We start from the raw sequence: 22,499 nt of genomic DNA, 5'->3' as shown, positions 1-22,499 counted from the left end.
CATCAGCGCCGGCGGTTGAGCGCGGCGACCAGGTGCCGATGCAGCACGGCATCGTCGATGGGCTTGCCCAGATAGGCAATGGCGCCGGCGCGCAGGGCCCTGGCCCTTATGGCTGGATCGACCTGGGCCGAGATGAGGATAACCGGCAGCGCCGGCTCGACGGTGTGGAGGTGTTGCACCAGGGCCAGACCGTCCATGCCGGGCATGTTGAGGTCGCTGATCACACAGGCATACTCGCCCGGTCGGCGCTCCAGCAGAAACGCCGCCGCATCGGCAAAGGTGCGACACTCGAAGTCGAGGACGGCCAGGAGTTCCTGCAACGCCACGCGCAACGCCGCGTCGTCGTCGATGATGGCAATGAGGTGGGCGCGGGACAAGGCGATGGCTTTCGCCCTTCGGGGAAACGGTTCGGTGCTGATACATCATCCCTTTCGCCTCCGTCCGCCAGCTATACGATGGTTTAGTTGCTGATGCCGTCGCGCAGGTCACTGGGGAGCGACTGCCAGGCCCGCACCAGATGCGGTAGGAACGGCACCTGCATCTTTTTCATGACGCTGCTGCGATGCAGCTTCACCGTGACTTCCGAGATGCCCAGCTCGAAGGCGATCTGCTTATTGAGCGCGCCATCGACGACGGCGGACATGACCTGGCGCTCGCGCGGCGTGAGGGTATGGAAGAGAGCAATGTTGGCGCGCGTGGCCTCTTCCGCTCCGCGCTTGCCGGCATCGATGACAATGGCCCGATTGACCGCGTCGAGCAGCGTCTGGTCGCGCACGGGCTTGGTCAGGAACTCGACGGCACCGGCCTTCATTGCCTGCACCGTCATGGGAATGTCGCCATGGCCGGTGAGGAAGATGATGGCTGCCGAGGCGCCGCTGGCGACCAGCTGGTTCTGGAAATCCAGCCCGCTGAGGCCGGGCATACGGACATCGAGGATCATGCAGCCGGCCCGATCGAGGGCATCGCTGTCGAGCAGTTGCCGGGCCGAGGCAAAGCCGCGCGACGCCAAGCCCACCGATTCGAGCAGTTCACAAATCGACAGCCGGACGGCATCATCGTCATCAACAACGATCACCTGTGGCGCCTGCACTGCATTGGCCATGCTCACTCCCCCGCTATCGCATCATTGTCTTGCAGTTGCCGGCCACCCCGGCGCATGCCCTTGAGGCGCGCCTGCTCGCGCTTGCCGACCCTTCCGTCCAACCATTGCCCGACCTCGACGAAGAAGGCGGGCGGGGCCTTGTAGGCGCGCCCTAGATCCTCCAGCGTAGTCTTGGCGAGTTCGGCCCGCATGGCTTTTTCCGCACGCAGCATGACCGCATGAATGCCGCATGTCCCGGCGCCGCTCCAGCCTGGCGCTTCTCCGCCGAACAGCACGCAGTTTTGCCGGATTTCCTTGCAGTCAAAGAGGCGCTTGCCGCCATCCACTGCGTCGATGATGTCGAGGATGCTGATATCGGTCGGTGCGCGGGCCAGCCGGTAGCCGCCATGCACGCCACCGCTGGCAACGACAATGCCGACCCTTTCCAGCTTGGGCATGATCTTGGCCAGCATGGCGGGCGAGATGCCCTGCAGCTGAGCAAGATCGCGGCTGCTGGCGGGATGCTCGCGCGGCGTCACCAGCCAGACCAGGCAATGGATGGCATATTCCACCGCCGCGCCATAAAGGCTGGGCGCTGCCGGCCGGTTTGGTTGTTCGGGTTGATAAGGTGGCGCGTTCATAACGCCACCTTAGTCGGTATGTGTTATAAACACCAGATCAGTCCGGCGAAATGGACTCGCGCAGCCAGCTGTCGAAGGTGACCTTGCCGACCAGAGGGTTCGGTCCAGGCGTCAGGGAGCGATCATCAAGCTCAGTCCCGAAATAAAGCGCCAGCTTATCGGTCTCGATGCGCCGACCGTCCTGCTTGGCGGCAAGATATTTCTGCGCAAACTGATCGAGGCGGAACGCCTCCGGTCCGGCAATTTCCACCATGCCATTGATGGGAGCGGCCAGGGCGATCGACGCCAGGACCTCGGCCACATCATCGGCCGAGACCGGCTGGACCAGAGCAGGCGACAGATGCACTGCATCGTCCACGGCGCCGGATTTGACGATGCCGCTGACAAAGGGAAAAAACTGCGTCGAACGCAGGATGGTATAGGGCACCGTTGATGCCATGATTAGCTCTTCCTGGGCCATCTTGGCCCGGAAATAGCCACTGGCCTGCAGGCGTTCGGTGCCGACGACTGACAAGGCGATGTGGTGCCTGACCGCAGCGACCTGTTCGGCCGCGAGAAGGTTGCGGCCCGCCGTCTGGAAGAATTCCAGGGCAGCGGCATCTTCGAACGATGGCGAATTGGCGACATCGACAACCACATTGGTGCCGACCAGCACCTCGGCCAGACCTGCGCCGGTAATAGTATTGACGCCCGTGCCGGGCGAAGCGGCGATTGCCTCATGGCCCATGATGCGAAGATTGGTCACGACCTTGGATCCGATCAGGCCCGTGCCGCCGATAACAACGATCTTCATATTTAGTCTCCTCGGTTGAATGCTCCGGGAAACCTAGACCTTGACGCGAGATCCGCCATTGAACCGGGGCATAAGGAACCGGATCGCCGGGTCGACTTCGGACGAATTAGGGCTGTCCGTTAGATTAGCGGCCCGCCCTATCCATGGACCCCGGGAGGAAAGACCCCGGCCATTCTGCCGCTGCGAACAGCCTTTGGCATGACCGCCCTATGCCAAAGGCGAGGCTCGGTATCGATTGCGGCCACTGTCGGCCATACCCGTCCTGCCTGGAGAGTGGGGACATCGAAACCCACACCGAAAGCCAACGTCATGACACCCCGCTTCCTGCCTTTCAAAGTCGCGCCAAACCTGACCAAGTCGCTGCTGGCGCTTGAGGCCGCCATCACCGAAGGCGGTCTCGAACATAGCCTGGCTGAACTGGTGAAGCTGCGTGCATCCCAGATTAATGGCTGCGCCGCCTGTCTGCACATTCACGCCAAGGATGCCCGCCAGCATGGCGAGACCGAGATGCGCATATTCCTGCTTGATGCCTGGCGGGAGTCTCCGCTCTATACAGACCGCGAGCGGGCAGCTCTGGCCTGGACGGAATCATTGACCAATATCGCTGCCACCCATGCGCCGGATGCCGATTACGAGCTGGTCAAGAGCCAGTTCAACGAGAGCGAACTGGTCACGCTGACGGTGATGATCGGCGCGATCAATACCTGGAACCGGCTGCAGATCGCTGCCCGCACCGTCCACCCCATCGAACCTGCGGCCAGCTTCGCCGCCTGAAGCCTGACGGCCGGGACCTGGCTCCGGTCGCCCATTGACGGGGAGCCTAACATGACCGCGATCACCGACAATTTGGCCGAACACCGCTTTGAACTGGCGACCGGGGGCGAGCCGGCCTCGGTTTGTTACCACCTCGAAGATGAGACCGTCGTGCTCACCCATACCCAGATTCCCTTTGAGCATGCCGGCCAGGGTCTTGGCACAAGCTGGCCAAGGGTGTCTTAGAACTCATGCGACGCAGCGGAAAGCGGGTTCAGGTTCGCTGCGATTTCATGGGACGCTTTGTGGCACTGTATCCTGAATATGCGGATGTGCTGGCCCGCTGAGCTTGCACTCGGCGCGATAACGCGCGGGCGAAATGCCGTAGACCCGACGAAAGCTGGCGCCGAATGCACTTTCGGAGCGGTAGCCCAGGGCGGCGCCGATGCTGCCCACGGGATCGCCGCCGCGGCGCAACCGCCCAGCTGCCAGCCGCATGCGCCAGCGCATCAGATAGTCCAGTGGCGCCAGGCCGACGCGCTGCTTGAAGCGCGCGGCAAAGCTCGACCGCGACTGCCCGGCAAGGCTCGACAACTCCGTCAGCGTCCAGTCCCTTTCGGGCGCGGCGTGCATTGCGTGCAGGACCGGCGCGATGTGCCGATCGGTGAGACCGCCCAGCCAGCCGGGACTTGCCGCGTCCCGCTGCGCCAGATGCGCCCGGATGACATGGATGAAGGCCATTCGCAGCAGGTCATTGCAGACCAGTTGTGCGCCCGGTGCGCCGGAATCCCATTCCCGGTCGAGCTGGTCGAGCAGCCAGGCGATCGGCGCGGCCGAGCCGCCCTTGATGACGAGGATCTGCGGCAGCGCATCGGACAACACGACGCCATCGACGGTGTCGAGCCGCACGCTGCCGCCCAGAATGGCAAAGTCGCGACCCTCGCCGAGCTGCCCGGCGAGGGTGGAGGTAGAGAAGACGTCATAGGCCGAGGTGAGCTTTTCGCCGGGCGAACTGGCCAGATCGAAGCGTCCATTGGCGACCACGAAGCAATCACCGGCCTCCAGCCGAACCGGCTCGTCGCCCTCGGTAAGCAGCCAGCAGCCGCCCCGCCGCACCACGTTGAATTTGATGTTGGCGGGCGCGGGAAAGCGGATGCCCCAGCGTCCGCCGGCCTGCAGGCTGATGGAACACAGCGCCACGGCATTGATGGTGTTGAGCACGGCGGACAGTGCATCGCTGGGCGAGTTCTGGACGATCACGATATTATCTCGGACTTCACTGACTGGTTTATCCGAAGAAGTAGGTCATATCAGTAGGCATGACAAGCGGAGCAGAACACATGAGCAATCTTCAAAGTCCCGTCGGATCGCCCTTCACCGCCGCCAGTACGGCCGCCGAGGTCGTCGAGGGCATCGATCTGGCGGGCAAGACCGCCATTGTCACCGGCGGCCATTCCGGCATCGGCCTCGAAACGGTTCGGGCCCTGGCGGGTGCTGGCGCCCGTGTTATCGTCCCGGCCCGCGACCCGGCCCGCGCTGCCCTCGCCTTGGCCGGGATCGCCCGAACCGAGGTGGATGCGCTCGACCTCACCCAGGCTGCATCGGTCGCTGCCTTTGCCGCAAGGGTAGTGGCGTCCGGCAGCGCCATCGACATGCTGATCAACAGCGCCGGCATCATGGCAGCGCCGCTGTCCCGCGATGCCGATGGCCATGAGGGCCAGTTTGCCACCAATCATCTCGGCCATTTCCGGCTCACGCTCGGGCTGTGGCCGGCGTTGCGCCGCGCGGGCGAGGCGCGCGTCGTCAGCGTATCGTCACGCGGGCACCAGATCGCCGGCATCGATTTCGACGATGTGGATTTCACCAGGCGCCCCTATGACAAATGGGTGGCCTATGGCCAATCCAAGACGGCCAATGCGCTCTTTGCCATGGGACTTGATGCTCGTGGCAAGGACGCTTGCATCCGCGCGTTTTCCCTCCATCCCGGCCAGGTTCTGACCGGGCTGGCGCGGCACCTCAGCGCGGAAGAAATCGCCGGCTTCGATACCAATGACAGCGAAGGCCAGCCGCGCGTCGACCCTGACAAGGGAATGAAAACCGTCGAGCAGGCGGCGGCGATGAGCCTTTGGTGCGCCACCAGCCCGTTACTGGCCGGCCTGGGCGGCGTCTATTGCGAAGATAGCGACATCGTCGAGATCAACACTGCCGAAGCCGGTCGCAAGGGCGTCGCCCCCTGGGCGGCTGATGCCAGTTTCGCCGAGCGGCTATGGACAATGTCCGAAGCCATGACCGGCCTTTCCCTCAACTGACGTTTTCCTCACCCAGCCGCCCAGCGGCAGAAAGTGCCTTTAATGACAACTTCTCCAAGCCTTGCCGGCAAGCGCGCCTTCGTTACCGGCGGTTCACGCGGCATCGGCGCCGCGATTGTCCGCCGACTGGCGGCAGACGGCGCCCAGGTCGCCTTCAGCTATTCGGCCAGCGCAGACGCGGCCCGGCAGGTGGCGGCCGAAATTCAAGCAACCGGGGGCTATGCCAGGGCCATCAAGGCTGACAGTGGCGACATCGCTGCGGTCCGGAAAGCGATCAATGACGCTGCGGCGCAGTTTGGCGGCCTCGACATTCTCGTCAACAATGCCGGCATCATGGTGCTGGGCATGGTGGATGACGTCAGCGAGGCCGATTTCGACCGCATGATCGCCGTCAATGTGCGTTCCAGCTACTTTGCCATCCAGCAGGCCCTGGCCCATATGCGGCAAGGCGGCCGGATCATCAATATCGCCAGCAATACCGTGCGGCGGATCGGCAGCCCGATGGCCAGCGTCTATGCCCTGACCAAATCGGCCATCGAGGGCATGACCCGAGGTCTGGCCCATGATCTGGGCCCGCGCGGCATTACCGTCAATGCCGTGCAGCCCGGTCCCACCGCCACTGACATGACCCCGGGCAGCGGCCCGATTGCCGAGCATCTGCAATCGATGATTCCGCTGGGCCGTCTGGGCCAGCCGCCTGAAATCGCCGCGGTGGTCGCCTTCCTGGCCTCCGAGGCTGCCTCATTCGTCACCGGATCCAGCATCACTGTGGATGGCGGTCTGACCTCCTGAGCGTAGCTGACCAGAAGTATCAGGTGTGCGTCAATCCGGGTTGACGCACACCGCTTTCGCAACCTTCGGGATGTCGCATCGATTGAACGACAGGAATGGAATGCTTAGCGACGTCGCCATCCGGCCGAAAGGCAGCTTTGGGCTTCGTCATGCACGGCCATACCGACCGAAATTGCGCGGATGCCGAATGTCAGCTTCGTCCGTTTCCGAGCTGGAACCGGACCTTCGGCTGTCGGCCCAGCGCCTGCCGATCTCAGCGTTTCTCTCTTGGCCAATCAGCGCCAAAGGAGACCTTCGATGGTATACTCAAGATCTGATGCTTTGGCCCGAGGACGGGCTGCGTGGAATACCGGAAAGACTGTAGGGACCAAGCATCCTCTGACCCGGAAGCAGATTTTGGCAATCCGTTTCTTTCTGGACCGGGAAGGCCGATTTCGAGACCGTGCCCTGTTCGATCTCGCAATCGACAGCAAGCTTTACGGATGCGATCTCGTCAAGGTCAAGACTGGCGACTTGGTCACTGGGCTCGAGATTCGAACACGGGCAGTGGTCGTTCAACAAAAGACCGGACGTCCTGTCCGATTGAATTGATCAGCGATGTGCGTGCCAGCCTATGGGCCTGGCTTGAACGGCGAGGGGGTAGTGCCAGTGACTAGGCCCTTCCAAGCCGTGTCGACCACAATCAGCACATGAGCACGCGACAGTATGCGCGCCTGGTCGATGAATGGGTCATCTCGACTTCTTGCTGAACGGACCGAAATTTGAACAGGGGGCGGTCATTTGCTCGCAACGGATGACCGCTTGCCATCTCGATGTAACCGATGCCGTGCATGTGCGCCCGGGCCTGGTCCGCTGTGCTGTCATGGCATGAGCAGTGCGCCGAGCCGCAACGTCTCCTGGATGAGCATGTCCAGATCTTCGTGCCGGGTTCGGTGGTTATTGACCGCCACCCGCAGGCAGTGCTCGCCATGGACGGTCGTGTCCGAAAGCACTGCGATACCCTCTTCCTGCAGCCGCAGCATGATCTCGAGATTGAGGGCCTTGCGCCCGACTTCGTCAATGCCATCGTGTTTGTAGCGGAAGCAGACGATGTTGATGCTGGTCGGCGCGACCAGCTCGAGCAGGGGTTCCTGCTCGATCAGGCTGGTGAGATAACGCGCCTGCGCGATGTTCTGGTCGATCAGACGGCCAAACTTCTCGACACCATGCTCCAGGAGCGCCATCCAGACCTTCAACGCGCGGAAACCGCGCGTCGTCTGCAGGCCGTATTCATACAGCCAATTGCCCGATGCGAGCCCGCGCGGCGTCGATTCGAGATATTCCTGCGTGACGGCGAAGGCGCCGCGATGCGCGGAGGCGTCGCGGACCAGAACGCAGCCGACCTCGAATGGAGCGTGCAGCCATTTGTGCGGGTCGAGAGCTACGGAATCGGCGCGCGTAATGCCTGAGACGCGATAGGCATTCGCTGGCGCAATCGCCAGTAGGGCTCCTATGCAGCCGTCGACGTGAAGCCAGAGAGCCTCTTCCGCCGCCAGGTCAGCCAAAGCTTCCAGATCGTCAATGGAGCCGGTGTTGACCGTGCCGGCCGTAGCAATCAGGCAGGCCGGGTTAAAGCCGGCGGCCCGATCCTCCGAAATGGCGGCCCGAAGAGCGGCGATGTCGATCCGCAGTTCGGCATCCGTGGGAACACGGCGAAGCGACTTGTTGCCCAGCCCCAGCGCCTCCACCGCCTTGCGGTGGCAGCTGTGCACCTGGTCCGAGGCGTAGAAGCGTAGCGGCCTTTCGATCGCGCCGATGCCGTCCTCGCGGATATTCACTCCCGCCTTGAAGTTGCGCGCGACGGTGAGAGCGAGCAGGTTGGCCATCGAGCCGCCGCTCACCAACGTTCCGCTGGCGGAGGCGGGAAATCCCATCATCTCCTTGCACCAGTTAACGACCTGAACGTCCATCAATGCGGCGGCATGATTGCCGCCGCCGAGGTTCGACCCCTGGACGGCCGCAAGAAAGTCCGCCAATGCCCCGGTGAAATTGCTCGACCCCATGTACCAGGACCAGAAGCGCGGATGTATGTTGCCCATGGGATAGGGCATTAGGTTGTCGCTGACCTGCCGATAGACCTCGTCGAGCGGCATGGGAGACCTTGGGAGCGGCCGCTCGAAAGTCTCCTTCACCTCAAACGGCATTTTCCGCCATGCCGGACGCTCGCGGACATCGCGGAGGTAGTCGATCGAATCGTCGACCATTCGATGCGAGAGTTTCCGGACATCGCTCCAGTCGAACGGGTCTAGCGTTTCTTCGGCTTCCGAGAACGCAGGCTTGCGCAGCACATCCATCATTGCTGTCCCCCTTGGCGTCGTCATGCGGCAGCGAGCTGGTATCCGGGGGTCGACAACGAGAGGGCGCGTTCGCCCTCGTCCATGTCGGCCTCGATCCCGTCGAAGAGCGGCGTCGTCATGTATCGTTCGCCGGTATCGGGCAGCATGCACAGGATGACGGATCCGGCTGGCGCCTGCTCCGCAATCTGATGGGCGACGGCGAAGCTGGCGCCGCCGGAGATTCCGGTCAGAATTCCTTCCTTCTGCGCAAGCTCTTTCGCCCATTTGATCCCTTCGGCGCCGGCGATAGGGGTGACGTTGTCGTAGAGGCTGGCGTCGATCGCCTGTTGCAGCACATGCGGAATGAAGTCCGGCGTCCAGCCCTGGATCGGATGGGGTTCGAAGGCGGGATGGCTTGAGGTCGGCGCGCCCCCGGGATCACGCTCCTGCAAGCGACCGCTGCCGATCAATTGCGCGTTGGCCGGTTCGGCGAGCACGATCTGCGTTTCGGGCCTTTCCCGGCGCAACACACGGCCAACGCCCGCCACCGTGCCGCCGGTGCCGTAGCCCGTCACGAACCAGTCGAGCCGCGATCCCGCAAAATCGTTGATGATTTCGCGCGCGGTCGTTGCCTCATGAATGGCGGCATTGGCCTTGGTCTCGAACTGGCGCGCGAGGAACCAGGCGTTCGCTTCGGCCAGTTCGACGGCTTTCCTGTACATGCCGAAACCCTTTTGCGCGCGCGGGGTCAGGACGACCTTGGCGCCAAGCATGCGCATCAGCTTGCGCCGCTCTATCGAGAAGCTATCGGCCATGGTCACGACCAGGGGATAGCCCTTCGCAGCGCAGACCATCGCAAGACCGATGCCGGTATTGCCCGATGTCGCCTCAACCACCGTTTGACCGGGCCTAAGGCTTCCGTCGCGCTCTGCCTCCTCGATGATGTTGAGTGCCAGACGATCCTTGACCGATCCAGCCGGGTTGAAAGCTTCCGTCTTGACGTAGAGTTCTACACCGGCCGGGGCCAGATTGTTGACCCGGATTGCGGGGGTGTCGCCAACCGTTTCGAGGACGCTGGCGAAAAGCCTGCCACGCCCCTGTGTTGTGCGCATTGTCATCGCGTCCATCGATTTTCTCCTTCGCCGCTTGCTTCTGACTGGCGAGCCAAGTTTCGCTCGTGGAATCTGCACCGTCCGCCTTGTGCTGGCTTGACGGAGTTCTGAAGAATTCCTGTAGAAGCCAAGAATTGTGCTGTATGCTCTCACATGACTTGGGCATTCGGCGATTTTCGGCTCGATCCGGAGCGATTTCAGCTCAGCTGTCGCGGTGAGCCGGTTCGGCTTGAGCCGCAGGTACTCTCATTGCTCATCCATCTCGTTCGAAACCGCGATCACATGGTCACCAAGGACGAAATCGTTGCCGCAGTGTGGCAGGGCGAGGCTGTGTCGGATGCCAGTGTTTCGAGCCGTATCCGCTCGGCCCGCAAGGCCGTCGGCGACGATGGCGCGCGACAGGCAGTAATCTCCACGGTCCATGGTCGAGGCTTCCGCTTCATCCCGGAGGTCACCACCTCGTCGCCCGGGCAAGCGGCTTCGCAGGACTCCGCCCACCCGACACCAGACCGTTCTGGCGGGCGCCCTTCGATCGCGGTTCTGCCCTTCCAACAGCTCGGCATGTTGCCGGAACTCGCCATTCTTGGCGACGCAATCCCGCACGAGATCATCGAAGCACTGTCGCGGTTGCGATGGCTTGCTGTGATCGCGCGGGGATCAACCTTCCGCTTCCGGCAGGTCGCCGCCGATCTTGATCTGGTGTCGACCGCACTTGCCGCGCGCTACGTCCTGTCCGGCGTGATCGAGAGCCCCGGCCGCAGCATCGCGGTGACCCTCGAACTGACCGACGCCATCTCGCGCGAGATCATCTGGGCAGACAGGCTCGCGTCTCCCCTTGATGAGATCGACGATCTGAGGGGACGGATCGTGGCGCACCTGGTATCGGCACTCGAGGCGCATATACCCTTCAACGAGGCGCGCATCGCGCGGCTGAGCGATCCAACCGGAGTGGACGCCTGGGCCAACTACCACATCGGCCTTGGCCATCTCTACAGGTTCACGGCAACAGACAATGCGCTTGCGAAGCTTTGCTTTGAGCGTGCGATCACGGCGGATCCTCAGCTTGGGCGCGCTCATGCGGGATTATCCTTCACCAGTTTTCTGGACGCGTTCCTGCGCCTGACGCCCGATCCGGCGCAAGCGGCGCGAGACGCACGTCGCCATGCCGAACGCGGACTCGAATTGGACCCTCTCGACCCGTTCGCGAATTTCACGATGGGGCGCACCTTCTGGCTGTCCAACGAGCCCGAGATCGCCGCAGACTGGCTGGCGAGGGCGACCTCGCTGAACCCGAATTACGCGCAGGGATTTTATGCCACAGCATTCACGGCAATGTTGACGGGCAATGCAACTGTCGCGTTCGCCGCCTTGGACACTTCGCTGAATCTGAGCCCGCTCGACCCGCTGCTATACGGTATTCGCGGCGTGCGGGCGCAGATGCTAATCCAGCAGGAAGACTATGAGGCCGCGGCCGGTTGGGCCGACCGTGCGGCGACCACGCCCGGAGCGCATTACCTGATCGCTATGATCGCGCTTGTCGCGAACGGGCTGGCCGAGCGTTATGAACAGGCGGCCCGGTGGCGACAAACGACCCGCAGTCTCAAGCCGGACGCCACATCAGCAGACTATTTCGCTGCCTTCCCGACACGCGAAACGGCCTCGCGCGCCCGTATTGCGGCGGAGCTGCGCCGACATGGCTTCTGATCACGACTCGCCGCACAGCCGTGCCGGATAGCGAAAATCAGCGTTGTCGCGTTTGGACGTCAAGTTCGATCACGTCGCTTAGAAAGGCGAGACCCGGTCATGATGGTTCCGTGTAGCCACTGGGGCAGACCTTGCCGCTGCCGCCTCGAAGTTCGCTAGCACCGATCCGTACCGAACCTGCCTGTCTTCTTCGAGGCCCGCTCAAGCCGAACAGCCAGTGGTGAACAAAACGGCGGGTTTCAAGCGCTTCGCAGCCCAGCTTGAATGACTGAAATTGCGGTGGATCGCGAACGTTGCCTTTCCGTACTTACTCGCCCAAACCAGATGAGGTGGATGGCTCCCGCTCCCGGCATCTGAGTGCCAAAGTGGGTTTGCTCTCAGGCAACCCGAGCAAAGGAGCCATCCGCCACGCAGATTGCCACTTTGGGCCCCGGTTTGGCAAAACGCATTTTCCAGGTTCATGCCGTCAACGCCTCTGGCGAGCTTGTCATTCGCGAGGCCCTGCGCCGATCGCAGGTTCTGGCATTCTTCACTAAGTTGCCGCCCTTTTTGGTCGGTATGGAGGCGTGCGGCACATCACACCATTGGGCGCGAGAGGTGGCAAAGCTGGGTCACGAGGTCCGTTTGATGCCGCCTGCCTACGTCAAGCCCCATATGAAGCGCGGCAAGAACGACTCGGTGGACGCAGAGGCGATCTGCGAAGCGGTGACGCGCCCCACCATGCGGTGAGGTCCGGGCGATAGTGGCTCGGGCCGAGACCTATCAAGCCCGCCATGTTCCAAACCTATGAGGTGACCCTAAAGCGGATACCAGTTCGAACCGATCAATCGGCTCCATGAGGTTGTAAGAGCGAAGCGAAGTGATGGCGATACGGGTCAGGCCGGGAGCAAGGACAACCCATGGACTGTCTGAGGCGCAATAGCCCGATAACCAGATTGGGGCCTTGTTCGCCGACCCCATCAGGGCCAGCAGTCTCTCGTGGCTGCATCAACGGGCCGGACAGAAGAGTGCGCCGGACCCCTTCCCGGTCACTCCATATACGGTGACAACAGGCACGAAACTCTCGTATATGGCTGTAAATTACCGAGTAACTCAATGCAGTAAGTGTTCGCAGGTTTGTTCTGACCGGCGCGCCACTTTCCCTGCATGGGCCAAAAATTCGCGGCGTCCCGCCGCTCGCGTTCGGGCGAAAAGATCATCGGGGCCGCACCCGAATTGGGCGCCCGGCGTTAGGATGCGAAGCGGAAGGCGCGGCGCAGGGCAAATGCGAGAAAGGGCGGCCACGCCAAAAAGTTCAGAATCATCATGAGCATGCCGTAATCTTCCGGCCTGACCCCTTCGACGCGCGTTTGTGCGAAATACAGGCTCCTCTCGGGAGCGTCGGCCAGTTGCCAGTCGTCGCGCACCCCCCAATTTGCCAGTGGAACATGGACGCGCAGCGTTATGGCGGCGCCGTCCCACAAGTCCCACCTCTGCGGGTACGAGGGGCTATCGGGGGTCGCAACCTCGGCGCCGATTGTGGGCCCGATATTCCGCGAATCCAAATAGACCGCGGCAAACGAGATAATCAGGAAAATAAGGATCACGACGCCGATCCTTATGGGTCGCGTTCCGAATCCCAGCAGCCAGTCCCACAACAGCCAGCGCACAAAGGCCACCAGCGGCCGCGACAGCAGCGCGGCAATCAGTATTGTGGCGAGGATGACCAGCAAGTCGAGCTGCAGGGTCATTGAGATCAGCATGGCCGGAACGCCCACCATGGTGATTTCGAGCAGAGAGGGCCAGAAACGGCGGCGAACGCGCTCCCTGTGGCCACGTCTGACCATTTCCCGGTAGATAGCGTCGGCCTCGGCTTCATGGCCTCTGTTGCGCAGGCTGGACTCAGCGGCGAGATAGGTCGAGCGCCTGAAGGTGGCATCGCTCTCGAGCAGTGACTTGTAGCGTGTGAACCGGTTGTCGTCAGCGTCGTGCAGATTCCACAGCGTAACGGCCGTATCGGCCAGGTTGATGGGAATGGGAAAGATGTGCCGGCTCGAAAGCGGGGTGATCTCGAGTTCATTGATCTTGGCACCCGCCAGGATGAGCCCGCGTTCGCGCTCAACCGTTTCGGCATCCTCTCTTCTGGTAACCGGGGTCTGGAAGCTGGCGCCCGAAAGGCACATGTGCCAGACCTTCGATCCCGAGAAGTCGGCGCTGCCCGGTATCTGTGCATCCGAGTTCGGCGGCCTGATACCGACATCGCCGCCCGCAATCTGCTGCCAGCGCTGATGCCCCACGGTCCGGTACTGCCACAGGTGACCGGCCACTGTGATGTCGTGAGCGTCGATGGTGCCGTAGCCGCTATGGCTGCGGACTTCGGCCTCCGTCGCCCGCAACGTCAGGCCACTGAGATCGACATCATTGTGGCAACGCAACATGACCATTGAAAGACGCCTGACCCGCGCCATTGGCTTCCCGGTCCTGTCCTCGAGCGCATGCTGCACCAGCCGGTTGTAGAGGTCGCGATGGCGCTCCTGGGTCTGTAGCGAGTCAAGCAGAGAGACAGCTGACTGAAACAGCACGTCACCTGTTACTTCCGCATCGTCCAGCAGTACGGCTCCGTCAACCTGCAGATTGGTGAGATTGCAGTCGCCTCCGATCGAGCAGCCGCTAAGGTCGATGTCGCCCACGATCAGGCTCTGCCGGTCCTCGGGCATGTCGGCTCCATTGGTGACCCTCATGCCCTCCTCGAGGAATTGGCCGGGCGCCCAAAGCCGAAGGTTGCCTTCGATGGTAGCCTGCGAGAGATCCACCGCCCGCTCCCCGCCGACGCCGAATCCGGAAACCTCGAGATTGTATAGAAGCGCGTCTCCCCGGATCCTGGCGCCCAGCGCCCACATTCCACCGAGTCGACACCCCCGGCGTCCCAGAGGTCCGGCATCGGCATCGTTGGCGTGCTTGATGCGCAAGGGTCCGATGTCCACCGAATAGAGTTTGAGCACCCCATCGATCTGCACGGATTCGAATTGGACGTGGCCGCGCACCGTGCTGGCGCCGAGATGCATGTCACCGCGAACAACCGAAGCCACGGCCTCGCTTCCCTTGAAAACGGCAGGGGTCAGCCAGAAATTGCCGCTGATATCGGCCGACCACAAATTGAGATTGCCGTTGATGTGGACACCGGCAATGAACACATTGCCCCGCACAGAAACATTTGCGGCGTCAAGGTTGCCCGCGACAAAGCCCTTTGTTGTAGCGCCTGAGCGATAGCCTGCCGTCAGGTGCAGATCGCCGCCGACAGTGAGCCCCGACATCGCAAAGGATCTGCGGATCTCGAAGGCCAGGAACGCTGCATTGGCGTCGATCCTGGCGTGAGAGAAATCGGCGAAACCGACCACCGAAAGGAATGCGCCGCTGAGCCGACCGGTCACCCGAAGTCCGCTTGCATCGAGCGCAGTCCCGACGACCGCCCGATCGTAGTCGCCGGCTTTCCCGTTTTGGGCCGTCGACTCCACGACCACATCGTCAAGGATGAGTTCACCATCGATCATTGCATTGGACAGGCTCAATGTGCGTCCAAACCAGCATCCGGTCAGGTCCAGCGACCCCGAAATCCGGGCGTCGCCAAAATCGACGGGTCCCAGAAATGTAACGTAGAGAAGGCGAAGGTTGCGGGGAATTTCCTCGCCGCGAAAACTCACTTCGCCTGTGACGCGCGCGCGTTCAATCTTTTCGAACTGGCCGAGCCGTATGAACTCCTTGAAGTCGCGTGCGTCCATTTCGCCGGTCATGCCTGCGCCTCTTCTCTGAGCAGGTAGATGAAGTGGGTCTTTTTGCTGATCGTCTCGGGCACTATGGGCAATTGTGCGCCGAAGGGCTGGTCCTCGATCATCCGCACGGCCCCGGTTTCGGAAACCAAAAAGACCGCCGCGAACAAGGCGCGGGAATAGATGACCCAACCGCGCGCCAGATAGCATCCCTGGCCTTGCATGGCGGCGTCCCCGGTCGGGTCGGGCACCGCCTCCGGCGTCCACAGTTCTATGGGATGGATATGGTTCGCTGCCCTTCGGGCGGCGTCGTTGCTGATGCCCAGCCAGGACAACTCGGCGGGGTCTTCAATGATGCGGAAATACCCGTCGCTGCCCCTGATGTACTGGCAGAAAAACTTCAGATACGAGGGGACCGTTTCCGCCGTCAGGCGCAGGTTCTCGGAGGCGTTCTTGGCAAAGATTGTGCGGGACTGCCAATCGATCGGCAGCACGCGTTCGTAGCTGATGACATTGCCCTCCATGCTGTATTCGCCCATGAAGCGGGCTATCTTGGGATAGCCACTCCGCCGGTCCAGCATGTCGATGAGGCGCGTACGCTTGTAGAACGGGAGTTCGGCAACCTTGAGAACCACGGCTTCGCCTTCCACCGGCCCGGAAAATCCCACAAGGTCCGCTTCCGCACGCGAATTGAACGACAAGACCTCGCTGCTGACCGAATTGCCATCGAAAAGCATGCGCAGCGGCTCCTCCTTTTCGCGCCGCTCCCGGTCGCGTCTGGCCGCCGCGGAGACGTCCTCGCGCGTCGCAACGCTTGCCGCGATCAGCGCTTCGACGAAGTCCTTGTTTGCCGCAAGCATCTTGTTCTGCCTCAGGCTGGCCGGCGACCAGTCCGCGTTGCCGTCCGCAATCTCGGCGGTAAAGGCGAGCTTGTTCTCCTGATCGGTGCCAATCGAGTTCGGCCAGGCCAGATCCATCCCGAGGCAGATCGCGCCTTCCCTCCGGTCGGCCGTCTTCAGACATTCGATCAGGCGCGATGTGACCTCGCCGGCTTCCGACCCCAACGAGCCGACATAGCGTCGCACATCGTCGCCGCCCAATGTCTGGCGCGCTGCGTAGAGATCGCTTGCGGAAAAATCCGGCTTGCGGAAGGCACCGGCAATCCGTGCCAGAGACGCCGGACCCGCCAGCACGAAAGCGTCGACAAACTGCGGCTCACTTCCAGCCGCCAGGCCGGCCAGCCGCGTCCCTTTCGGCAGAGACCAAACAAAATGCCACAGTCGCACCTTGCTGAGCGAAGCGGCTTCGAGCCGCAATGCCTGTTCGAGCTTGAGGTCCGCAGACCCCGTCCCGGCGCCATTCATCAAAAGCGAAATATCGGCTTCCAGCAGGCTGAGCAAAGCTTTGCGCCGCGTCCTGACGCGGTCGAGATCCTGTTCTTCCCAACCAGGTTCAGATCCAACCATAAGCCAGTGCCAAGCCCCCGTTCCCCGGCCAGATTGTAGCAGATGGGGTACTCTTGGCAATCTGCGGCAAAGTCGAGGGATCGCAATAGGCGTCCTCGGCCATTTCGACCGAACCCCATGGCGGTACGACCCTTCTCGTCACCGGCGCAGAAAAGCAAGCGGCTCGCGTATCGGGTGCCGCCAGCATTTGGGGCCCATAAGCCCACCAAGCGATATTGAGGCGTCGCGCTAAAAATTCGCCGACCGATAAGGGCACGGAGCGGGGGATTCATGCGTCAGACAAGAACGCCGGGCTTACCTGGAGCCCTTCAGGGTCTTTTCGAAAAAGTCGGCAAGCTTTCCATAGGCGAAGCGCGTCAGCGCCAGATCCTGCTTTGCCCAGGCGTGCCCCGTCCCGGGCAGCGTTACGAGTTCGAACTTCTTGTTCTGCGCGATCAGCTTTTCGACCAGGGCGATGGTATCGGCATAAAGAACCACTTCATCCTTGGTCCCGTGCAGGATCATCAGGGGATCTTGAAGGTCCTTGCTGTGGAACAGCGCCGACTGGGCGCGGTAGCGGTCGACAAAGTCATCGCCCTCTGTCAGCCCCATGATCCAGCCCTGTTCGGGATAAGCGTGCCAGACGTTGGTGGCGGGTGCGCCGGCAAAGCCGGCGGCATAAAATCCGGGCTTTTTGAACAACGACATCAACGTCATCAGTCCGCCATAGCTCGACCCCCAAAGGCCGACACGCCGCCCATCGGCATAGCCCAGATCGACGAGGGCTTTGACGCAGTCTGCAATATCCTCGATGTCCTGGCTTCCATAGCTGTTGAGCATGGGGCGGTTCCAGTCGCGGCCCCGCCCGAAGCTGCCGCGGATTTCCGGGCTTACCACCACGAAACCACGTGAGGCCAGATACTGATCGATGCCCCAGCTGGGATGGGCCGCCCGTCCGCCCCACTGATTAAGAAGCCCGTCGGAATAGACAGAGCCAACAACCATGGGGTGGCTGCCATCGGGCTCGAAATTGGCGGGAAGCATGACCCTTGCCACAAGTTCGGCGCCATCGATGTGGCTCTGGAACGGCACATAGCGCACTTCGGCCCAGTTGTGATCGGCAAATTCGGGGCGCGGCGACCGGGTAATCTGGTGGTCGTCGGACGCGTCCGGAAGGGCCCGAACGAAGAGCTCCGGCGGGGTCATGTCGTTGCTGAACAGGTCGGCAAATGCACTGAAATCCGGCGCATAGATGGGCACGTGAATTCCTGCGGCTCGCGTCAGTTGCGAAACAGGGCCTCCAGTCAGCGGCACCGAATAGATTTGGCGTTCCGCCGGATGCGACGCGTTGGAGACAAAGTAGATGGTGCCATTGGCGGCATCGACGGCGAATTCGGCGATCTCCCAGGCGCCGGCCGTGATGGGCTCAAGGGCCGCGCCCGCGGTGGGGAGACTATGGAGATGATTGAACCCGTCGCGATCAGTCAGGATAATCAGCGTCCTGCCGTCGGGGGCAAACTCGACCTGCCAATCGGGGCGAATCTTGAAGGCGTCATGCGCCGAATAATGGACGGTCCGCACCCCCGATCGCACGTCGAACATGTAGACGGTATGCGTTTTGATCGAGAGAACGCTGCTGCTGATGAACAGCGCATTTCCATCGGGCGACAGGCCATAACCCCAGATTGCGTCTTCGGCATCGGGACGTTCGAACCACAGGGGCTCTCCGCCCGCGACGTCGATGAGACCGATCCTGCGGCGCGTCAGCAAATCCCCCGGAAAAGCGCGGGTGAACCGGTCCCTTCGGGCTTCGCCCCTGGCATCATAGGCAATTTCGATTTTTCGGGTGTTGGTGTCATCGGACTCGACGAAGACAATCTGTTTGCCGTCGGACGACCATTTGAAGGATTCGATGCCCACAAAACCAGTGCCCATTACGAGAGGGTCAGCTCGCGTGGTGCCCGATACCGCGATTGTCATCAATGATGAGCCGGCAATAAAGGCCAACCTATCCCCAGAGGGGCTCGTGACAAGCGAGCGCACAACCGCCGCGCCGATCGCCAACGGGCCAATGGCGCCATCGCTTTCGACACTATAAAGTTGTCCGTCCAGGACAAAGGCAAGGCGGTCCGATCCGATCCAGGCGAGTTCGGAAATGCCCCTGGCTTCGCCGCTGGTCCTGTCGATGCCAAGCCGGGTGCGTCGGCTAACGCGCTTGCCATCCTTTTCCCAGATCCAGATATCGCGGAAGGTGTGGCCGGCATCGTTCCAGAGAAACGCCAGCTTTTTGCCATCCGCCGACCAGCATGCGCCAAGGGGCAGGGTGCCGATGATGCTGGGCTCGCTATAGAGGGTTTCGAAGGTCAGCGGGGCAGTTTGAAGGGCAGTCATTGTCGAGCTCTACAGGACGATAATCGGGTGGGGTGAAATCGGGCGCAGTTGAACCCGGCGCTAGTTGGCGGTGAGGTCAGTCCTGTAAATTCCGCCATCTTTCATGATCAGACGGAGGTTCTTTTCCGGTTCGGTCAGAACCGAAATGTCTTTGAGCGGATCACCGTCCACCACGATGATATCGGCAATTGCGCCGGGCGCTATAACGCCGAGTTCGCCGGAGCGCTGGACAATTTTGGCATTGACCGATGTCGCTGATTTGAGCACATCGACCGGGCGCTGCGCACGGGCGCGGATGGCCAGTTCCTCAAGCTGGGCAAATTCCATGTCTCCCATCAGATCGGTGCCGAACCCGAGCTGGACGCCAGCGTCCTGGCACAGGCCAAGCATGGCTATGCCCGCATCGTTGACCATGTTGAGCTTGGACATGACATAAGGCGACAGGCCAAGGCGCTCGCCGTGCTGGGCCGTGACTTCATAGGCCACCAGAGTCGGCACGACAAAGGCATCGGCCGCCGCGACCATTGCCGCGGTTTCGGCATTGATGAGATTTCCGTGCTCGATGGTGCGTACTCCGGCTCTGATGGAATGCTGGATCGCTGCACTTTCATAGGCGTGGGCACACACATATTTCCCGCGCACGGCTGCTTCCTGCACGACAACGCGGATCTCGTCTTCGGAAAACTGAGGAACTTCAATGGCATCATTGGGCGACCCGACGCCACCGGACGCCAGCACCTTGATATGATCGGCCCCCTTGCGCATTTCGTTGCGGACGACGCTGCGGATTGTGTCCACGCCATCGACAATGCGGCAGGTAAAGTGAAACGCGCTCGCATTGAGATCGATGTCGAGGCTCTCATCGGTCGTGCTGCGATGGTCTCCATGTCCACCGATCTGGCTCAGAGCCGGGCCACCTACGAAAAGACGGGGGCCGGGAATGTAACCCTGGGCGATGGCGTTGCGAATGCCCACGTCTCCACCGGCGACATCACGGACACTGGTAAAGCCCCGGTCGAGCATCTTGCGAATACGCGGTACCGCCCGCGCCGTCATCTCGGTCAGCGGGATGTTGCGATTGTGCTCTTCGACCAGATTGATGGCGAAGACGTGTGCATGCGCATCGATCAGACCGGGCATCAGCGTTCTGCCCCCCAGATCGAACACGGTCATGGCGTCGCCCGTGAAGGGGTGTTCACTCACCGCTTCGATACACCCATCCACAACCAGAACGTTCATCCCGGGAACTGCCTCGTCGCTCACTCCGTCGAAAATTGTGGCGTTGGTGAAAGCGATAGCTGCCATGATATTTTTCTCCGCCTGCATGCACGTGGGGTCAGAACGACCCGGAATTTCGGGCAATGTGTCGGCAACCCGACCACATGTAAAGCCATTTGATCAAAAAATCACAAACCCTCTATCCGATGGATTGTGTTGTGTGAATGGCTCGATCGCGGCGAATGGATAGGGCGTTGACAAGATCATCACCTCACTCGTAAGTTCGAGATAGTTTGATCAAATGCTCAGACTAAGCGTGTGCCGCCGTGAGGGAATATGCCGGCCACGCTTTGAGGGAATGCCAAGGCGGCAGAAAGGGAAGTCATGAAATTTCGCAAATCCACCATGGTGGCTTCGGGAGGGCTTATTCTGGCTCTGCTGAGCTCCGTTAGCGCTTATGGACAAGAGCCGCAAACCGGTGGCACGCTCCGGATTCTCGGCACAGCGGAAGTCGACCGGTTCGACACCGTGCCGCCCGCAACCGCAGACACAGGAAGCTTTTTCCGGGCGACCACGCGGCAGCTGATAAATTTTGCTGCCTCGGAAGATCCCGCCGAGCAGATCGCACCGCAAGCCGACCTCGCCGCGAGCGTTCCGACCGCGACCGACGACGGCACGACCTATACATTTACGCTCCGCGAAGGCGCCAATTGGGATGCCCCGGACGGTGCGCGTCAAATCGTTGCAGACGATGTCGAGCGCGGGTTCATGCGTCTCTGCAACCCCTACATTCCCGCTCCGGCGGTGTCCTATTTTGAAGATCTGGTTGTCGGGTTTGCCGACTTCTGCGCGGGCTTTGCCGAAGTCGAGCCGACCGTTGAAGCGATGAAGGCCTACATCGAAGAAAGCGATATCTCCGGCATCGAAACGCCGGCCGACGACACGGTGGTATTTCATCTCAACTATGCCGCCAACGACTTCATCTATCTTCTGACGCTGCCGGTGACGACGCCGGCGCCGGTTGAAGTTCTTGATTATCTGCCCGACAGTCCGGAATACCGGGAAAATTACATCTCCAGCGGCCCCTATACGATCGCGTCCTACATCCCCGATACGAGCCTCACGCTATCGCGCAATCCTGCCTGGGATGCGGAAAGCGATCCGTTGCGTAATGCCTATGTCGATGAAATAGAAGTCATTGCCGGCGTTCAGCCGGATGCGGCCATGCAGCAATTGCAATCGGGCGATGGCGATATGCTCTATGATATCAACGTGCCGCCCGTGACCGTGCAGATGCTCACAATGCAGGGTGACGAAAAGATCTCGACGCTCGCCGAAGGCGCCTCGCGAATGATCTGGATCAACACGGTCTCGGACAACAATGATGGCGCGCTGCGCGATCCGCTGGTACGGCAGGCTCTCAACTACGCCGTGGACAAGGCAGCCGTCGTCCAGCAGGTGGGTGGTCCCGAATTTGCCACACCGCTCAACGGGATCTTCCCCCTTGGTATCCTGGGGCATCACGATTTCGAGCCCTACCCGACACCCGACAGCCAGGGTGACCCCGAGCGTGCACGCGCGCTTCTTGCCGAAGCGGGATATCCAGATGGCCTGTCGCTTAAGATGCCGTTCCGCAATGCGGGTAATGGTGCTGCCGAAGCCCAGGTGCTGCAGGCCAGCCTTCAGGAAGCGGGATTCGAGATCGAACTGATCCCGACCCCGGCGTCAGACTTCTACCCGCGCCTGATCACTAATTTCGACAACGCCCTGAACGGGGTTTGGGATCTGGTCCCTTCGGGCTGGTCACCGGACTGGCCCGGTGGTGCCGCCCGCTCGATCTTCCAGCCGCAATACACCTATGACGGCACGCACGGCACCTTCAACTTCTCGGACTATAACAATGAAGCGGCCAACGAGATCGCTGAACGCGCCTTGAGCACCACCGATCTTGGGGAAGCCGAGCTCCTCTGGAACGAGGTCGACGAAGTGGTGATGGCCGATCCTCCGACGGTGCCGCTGATATCCCAGACCACCGTGCTCTATCATGGCGCACGCGTCGAAAACTTCCTGCCCTATGCTGCCGGTGGCAATGGCGACTGGACCAACGTCTGGCTGAACCGCTGACCGGCTCGGTATCCACCCACAACACCGAAGTTGGGCTCCCCTGTTGGAGCCCAACTCTCCACATTTTTTGCTTGC

At 61.6% G+C, this 22,499-nt stretch carries 17 protein-coding genes and 2 pseudogenes; 8 read left to right on the top strand and 11 right to left on the bottom strand.

What is annotated here, in order from left to right; genetic code table 11:
• Nucleotides 1-2: 2 nt before the first annotated feature.
• The 4 genes from V6617_RS16120 to V6617_RS16105 all read right to left on the bottom strand — a co-directional run bounded on the left by V6617_RS16120 (nt 3) and on the right by V6617_RS16105 (nt 2,515).
• Nucleotides 3-377, bottom strand: a complete 375-nt coding sequence (locus V6617_RS16120) for a response regulator transcription factor (protein ID WP_338607942.1) — start codon at nt 375-377, stop codon at nt 3-5.
• Between the two features lie 83 nt (nt 378-460).
• Entirely contained in the window at nt 461-1,102 is a 642-nt protein-coding gene (locus V6617_RS16115) for a response regulator transcription factor (RefSeq protein WP_338607941.1), read from the bottom strand.
• Nucleotides 1,103-1,104: 2 nt separating this feature from the next.
• Nucleotides 1,105-1,722, bottom strand: a complete 618-nt coding sequence (locus V6617_RS16110) for an Rrf2 family transcriptional regulator (protein WP_338607940.1) — start codon at nt 1,720-1,722, stop codon at nt 1,105-1,107.
• Between the two features lie 37 nt (nt 1,723-1,759).
• Nucleotides 1,760-2,515: an SDR family oxidoreductase gene (locus V6617_RS16105; RefSeq protein WP_338607939.1), complete on the bottom strand. Its 756-nt coding sequence runs from the start codon at nt 2,513-2,515 to the stop codon at nt 1,760-1,762.
• A 309-nt stretch (nt 2,516-2,824) separates the two neighbouring features.
• Here V6617_RS16105 and V6617_RS16100 point away from each other — a divergent pair, with 309 nt between their 5' ends.
• Nucleotides 2,825-3,289 (top strand): carboxymuconolactone decarboxylase family protein, encoded by a 465-nt coding sequence (locus V6617_RS16100; protein ID WP_338607938.1) that lies wholly within the window; start codon nt 2,825-2,827, stop codon nt 3,287-3,289.
• Between the two features lie 51 nt (nt 3,290-3,340).
• Nucleotides 3,341-3,514, top strand: coding sequence for a hypothetical protein (locus tag V6617_RS16095; RefSeq protein ID WP_338607937.1), 174 nt, complete (start codon nt 3,341-3,343; stop codon nt 3,512-3,514).
• A gap of 45 nt (nt 3,515-3,559) precedes the next feature.
• On the opposite strand, the gene V6617_RS16090 is transcribed toward V6617_RS16095, so the two are convergent.
• Complete coding sequence (locus V6617_RS16090) at nt 3,560-4,528, bottom strand: AraC family transcriptional regulator (protein ID WP_338607935.1); 969 nt, start codon at nt 4,526-4,528, stop codon at nt 3,560-3,562.
• Nucleotides 4,529-4,608: 80 nt separating this feature from the next.
• Here V6617_RS16090 and V6617_RS16085 point away from each other — a divergent pair, with 80 nt between their 5' ends.
• The 3 genes and pseudogenes from V6617_RS16085 to V6617_RS19035 form a co-directional block, all read left to right on the top strand.
• Nucleotides 4,609-5,577: an oxidoreductase gene (locus tag V6617_RS16085; RefSeq protein WP_338607934.1), complete on the top strand. Its 969-nt coding sequence runs from the start codon at nt 4,609-4,611 to the stop codon at nt 5,575-5,577.
• 42 nt (nt 5,578-5,619) lie between these two features.
• Complete coding sequence (locus tag V6617_RS16080) at nt 5,620-6,369, top strand: 3-oxoacyl-ACP reductase family protein (RefSeq protein WP_338607933.1); 750 nt, start codon at nt 5,620-5,622, stop codon at nt 6,367-6,369.
• Between the two features lie 297 nt (nt 6,370-6,666).
• A pseudogene (locus tag V6617_RS19035) lies at nt 6,667-7,100 on the top strand (integrase); the annotation flags it as partial.
• Between the two features lie 129 nt (nt 7,101-7,229).
• Here the strand turns inward: V6617_RS19035 and V6617_RS16075 are convergent.
• Together V6617_RS16075 and V6617_RS16070 are read right to left on the bottom strand one after the other, a co-directional pair.
• A complete protein-coding gene (locus V6617_RS16075) occupies nt 7,230-8,702 on the bottom strand; it encodes a pyridoxal phosphate-dependent decarboxylase family protein (RefSeq protein ID WP_338610745.1) in 1,473 nt (490 codons plus the stop codon).
• A 23-nt stretch (nt 8,703-8,725) separates the two neighbouring features.
• A complete protein-coding gene (locus V6617_RS16070; RefSeq protein ID WP_338607932.1) occupies nt 8,726-9,811 on the bottom strand; it encodes a PLP-dependent cysteine synthase family protein in 1,086 nt (361 codons plus the stop codon).
• Nucleotides 9,812-10,045: 234 nt separating this feature from the next.
• Between V6617_RS16070 and V6617_RS16065 the strand changes: the two genes are divergently transcribed.
• The gene (locus V6617_RS16065; protein WP_338607931.1) at nt 10,046-11,500 is read left to right on the top strand and encodes a winged helix-turn-helix domain-containing protein; all 1,455 of its coding nucleotides are present in this window, start codon (nt 10,046-10,048) and stop codon (nt 11,498-11,500) included.
• A gap of 414 nt (nt 11,501-11,914) precedes the next feature.
• Nucleotides 11,915-12,226: pseudogene (locus V6617_RS16060) on the top strand (IS110 family transposase); the annotation flags it as partial.
• A 503-nt stretch (nt 12,227-12,729) separates the two neighbouring features.
• On the opposite strand, the gene V6617_RS16055 reads toward V6617_RS16060, so the two are convergent.
• The 4 genes from V6617_RS16055 to V6617_RS16040 form a co-directional block, all read right to left on the bottom strand.
• Complete coding sequence (locus tag V6617_RS16055; protein ID WP_338607930.1) at nt 12,730-15,270, bottom strand: pentapeptide repeat-containing protein; 2,541 nt, start codon at nt 15,268-15,270, stop codon at nt 12,730-12,732.
• Entirely contained in the window at nt 15,267-16,712 is a 1,446-nt protein-coding gene (locus V6617_RS16050) for a hypothetical protein (protein ID WP_338607929.1), read from the bottom strand. Before V6617_RS16050 ends, V6617_RS16055 begins: the two co-directional genes overlap by 4 nt.
• 294 nt (nt 16,713-17,006) lie before the next feature.
• Nucleotides 17,007-19,082, bottom strand: a complete 2,076-nt coding sequence (locus tag V6617_RS16045) for a S9 family peptidase (protein WP_338607928.1) — start codon at nt 19,080-19,082, stop codon at nt 17,007-17,009.
• A 60-nt stretch (nt 19,083-19,142) separates the two neighbouring features.
• Nucleotides 19,143-20,387: a metal-dependent hydrolase family protein gene (locus V6617_RS16040; protein WP_338607927.1), complete on the bottom strand. Its 1,245-nt coding sequence runs from the start codon at nt 20,385-20,387 to the stop codon at nt 19,143-19,145.
• A 297-nt stretch (nt 20,388-20,684) separates the two neighbouring features.
• On the opposite strand from V6617_RS16040, the gene V6617_RS16035 reads away from it, so the two are divergent.
• Entirely contained in the window at nt 20,685-22,424 is a 1,740-nt protein-coding gene (locus V6617_RS16035; RefSeq protein WP_338607926.1) for an ABC transporter substrate-binding protein, read from the top strand.
• Nucleotides 22,425-22,499 lie beyond the last annotated feature (75 nt).

It is taken from the genome of Pelagibacterium nitratireducens, from assembly GCF_037044555.1.
GTDB lineage: Bacteria > Pseudomonadota > Alphaproteobacteria > Rhizobiales > Devosiaceae > Pelagibacterium > Pelagibacterium nitratireducens.
Note: the sequence above shows the minus strand (reverse complement) of the source record. Positions and strands in the feature narration are given on the sequence as shown.

Bases quoted from the DNA above. Each gene is read 5' to 3' on its own strand.
- V6617_RS16115 (WP_338607941.1), bottom strand. From the start codon at position 1,102: ATGGCCAATGCAGTGCAGGCGCCACAGGTGATCGTTGTTGATGACGAT.
- V6617_RS16110 (WP_338607940.1), bottom strand. From the start codon at position 1,722: ATGAACGCGCCACCTTATCAACCCGAACAACCAAACCGGCCGGCAGCG.
- V6617_RS16105 (WP_338607939.1), bottom strand. From the start codon at position 2,515: ATGAAGATCGTTGTTATCGGCGGCACGGGCCTGATCGGATCCAAGGTC.
- V6617_RS16100 (WP_338607938.1), top strand. From the start codon at position 2,825: ATGACACCCCGCTTCCTGCCTTTCAAAGTCGCGCCAAACCTGACCAAG.
- V6617_RS16095 (WP_338607937.1), top strand. From the start codon at position 3,341: ATGACCGCGATCACCGACAATTTGGCCGAACACCGCTTTGAACTGGCG.
- V6617_RS16085 (WP_338607934.1), top strand. From the start codon at position 4,609: ATGAGCAATCTTCAAAGTCCCGTCGGATCGCCCTTCACCGCCGCCAGT.
- V6617_RS16080 (WP_338607933.1), top strand. From the start codon at position 5,620: ATGACAACTTCTCCAAGCCTTGCCGGCAAGCGCGCCTTCGTTACCGGC.
- V6617_RS16075 (WP_338610745.1), bottom strand. From the start codon at position 8,702: ATGGATGTGCTGCGCAAGCCTGCGTTCTCGGAAGCCGAAGAAACGCTA.
- V6617_RS16070 (WP_338607932.1), bottom strand. From the start codon at position 9,811: ATGGACGCGATGACAATGCGCACAACACAGGGGCGTGGCAGGCTTTTC.
- V6617_RS16055 (WP_338607930.1), bottom strand. From the start codon at position 15,270: ATGACCGGCGAAATGGACGCACGCGACTTCAAGGAGTTCATACGGCTC.
- V6617_RS16050 (WP_338607929.1), bottom strand. From the start codon at position 16,712: ATGGTTGGATCTGAACCTGGTTGGGAAGAACAGGATCTCGACCGCGTC.
- V6617_RS16045 (WP_338607928.1), bottom strand. From the start codon at position 19,082: ATGACTGCCCTTCAAACTGCCCCGCTGACCTTCGAAACCCTCTATAGC.
- V6617_RS16040 (WP_338607927.1), bottom strand. From the start codon at position 20,387: ATGGCAGCTATCGCTTTCACCAACGCCACAATTTTCGACGGAGTGAGC.
- V6617_RS16035 (WP_338607926.1), top strand. From the start codon at position 20,685: ATGAAATTTCGCAAATCCACCATGGTGGCTTCGGGAGGGCTTATTCTG.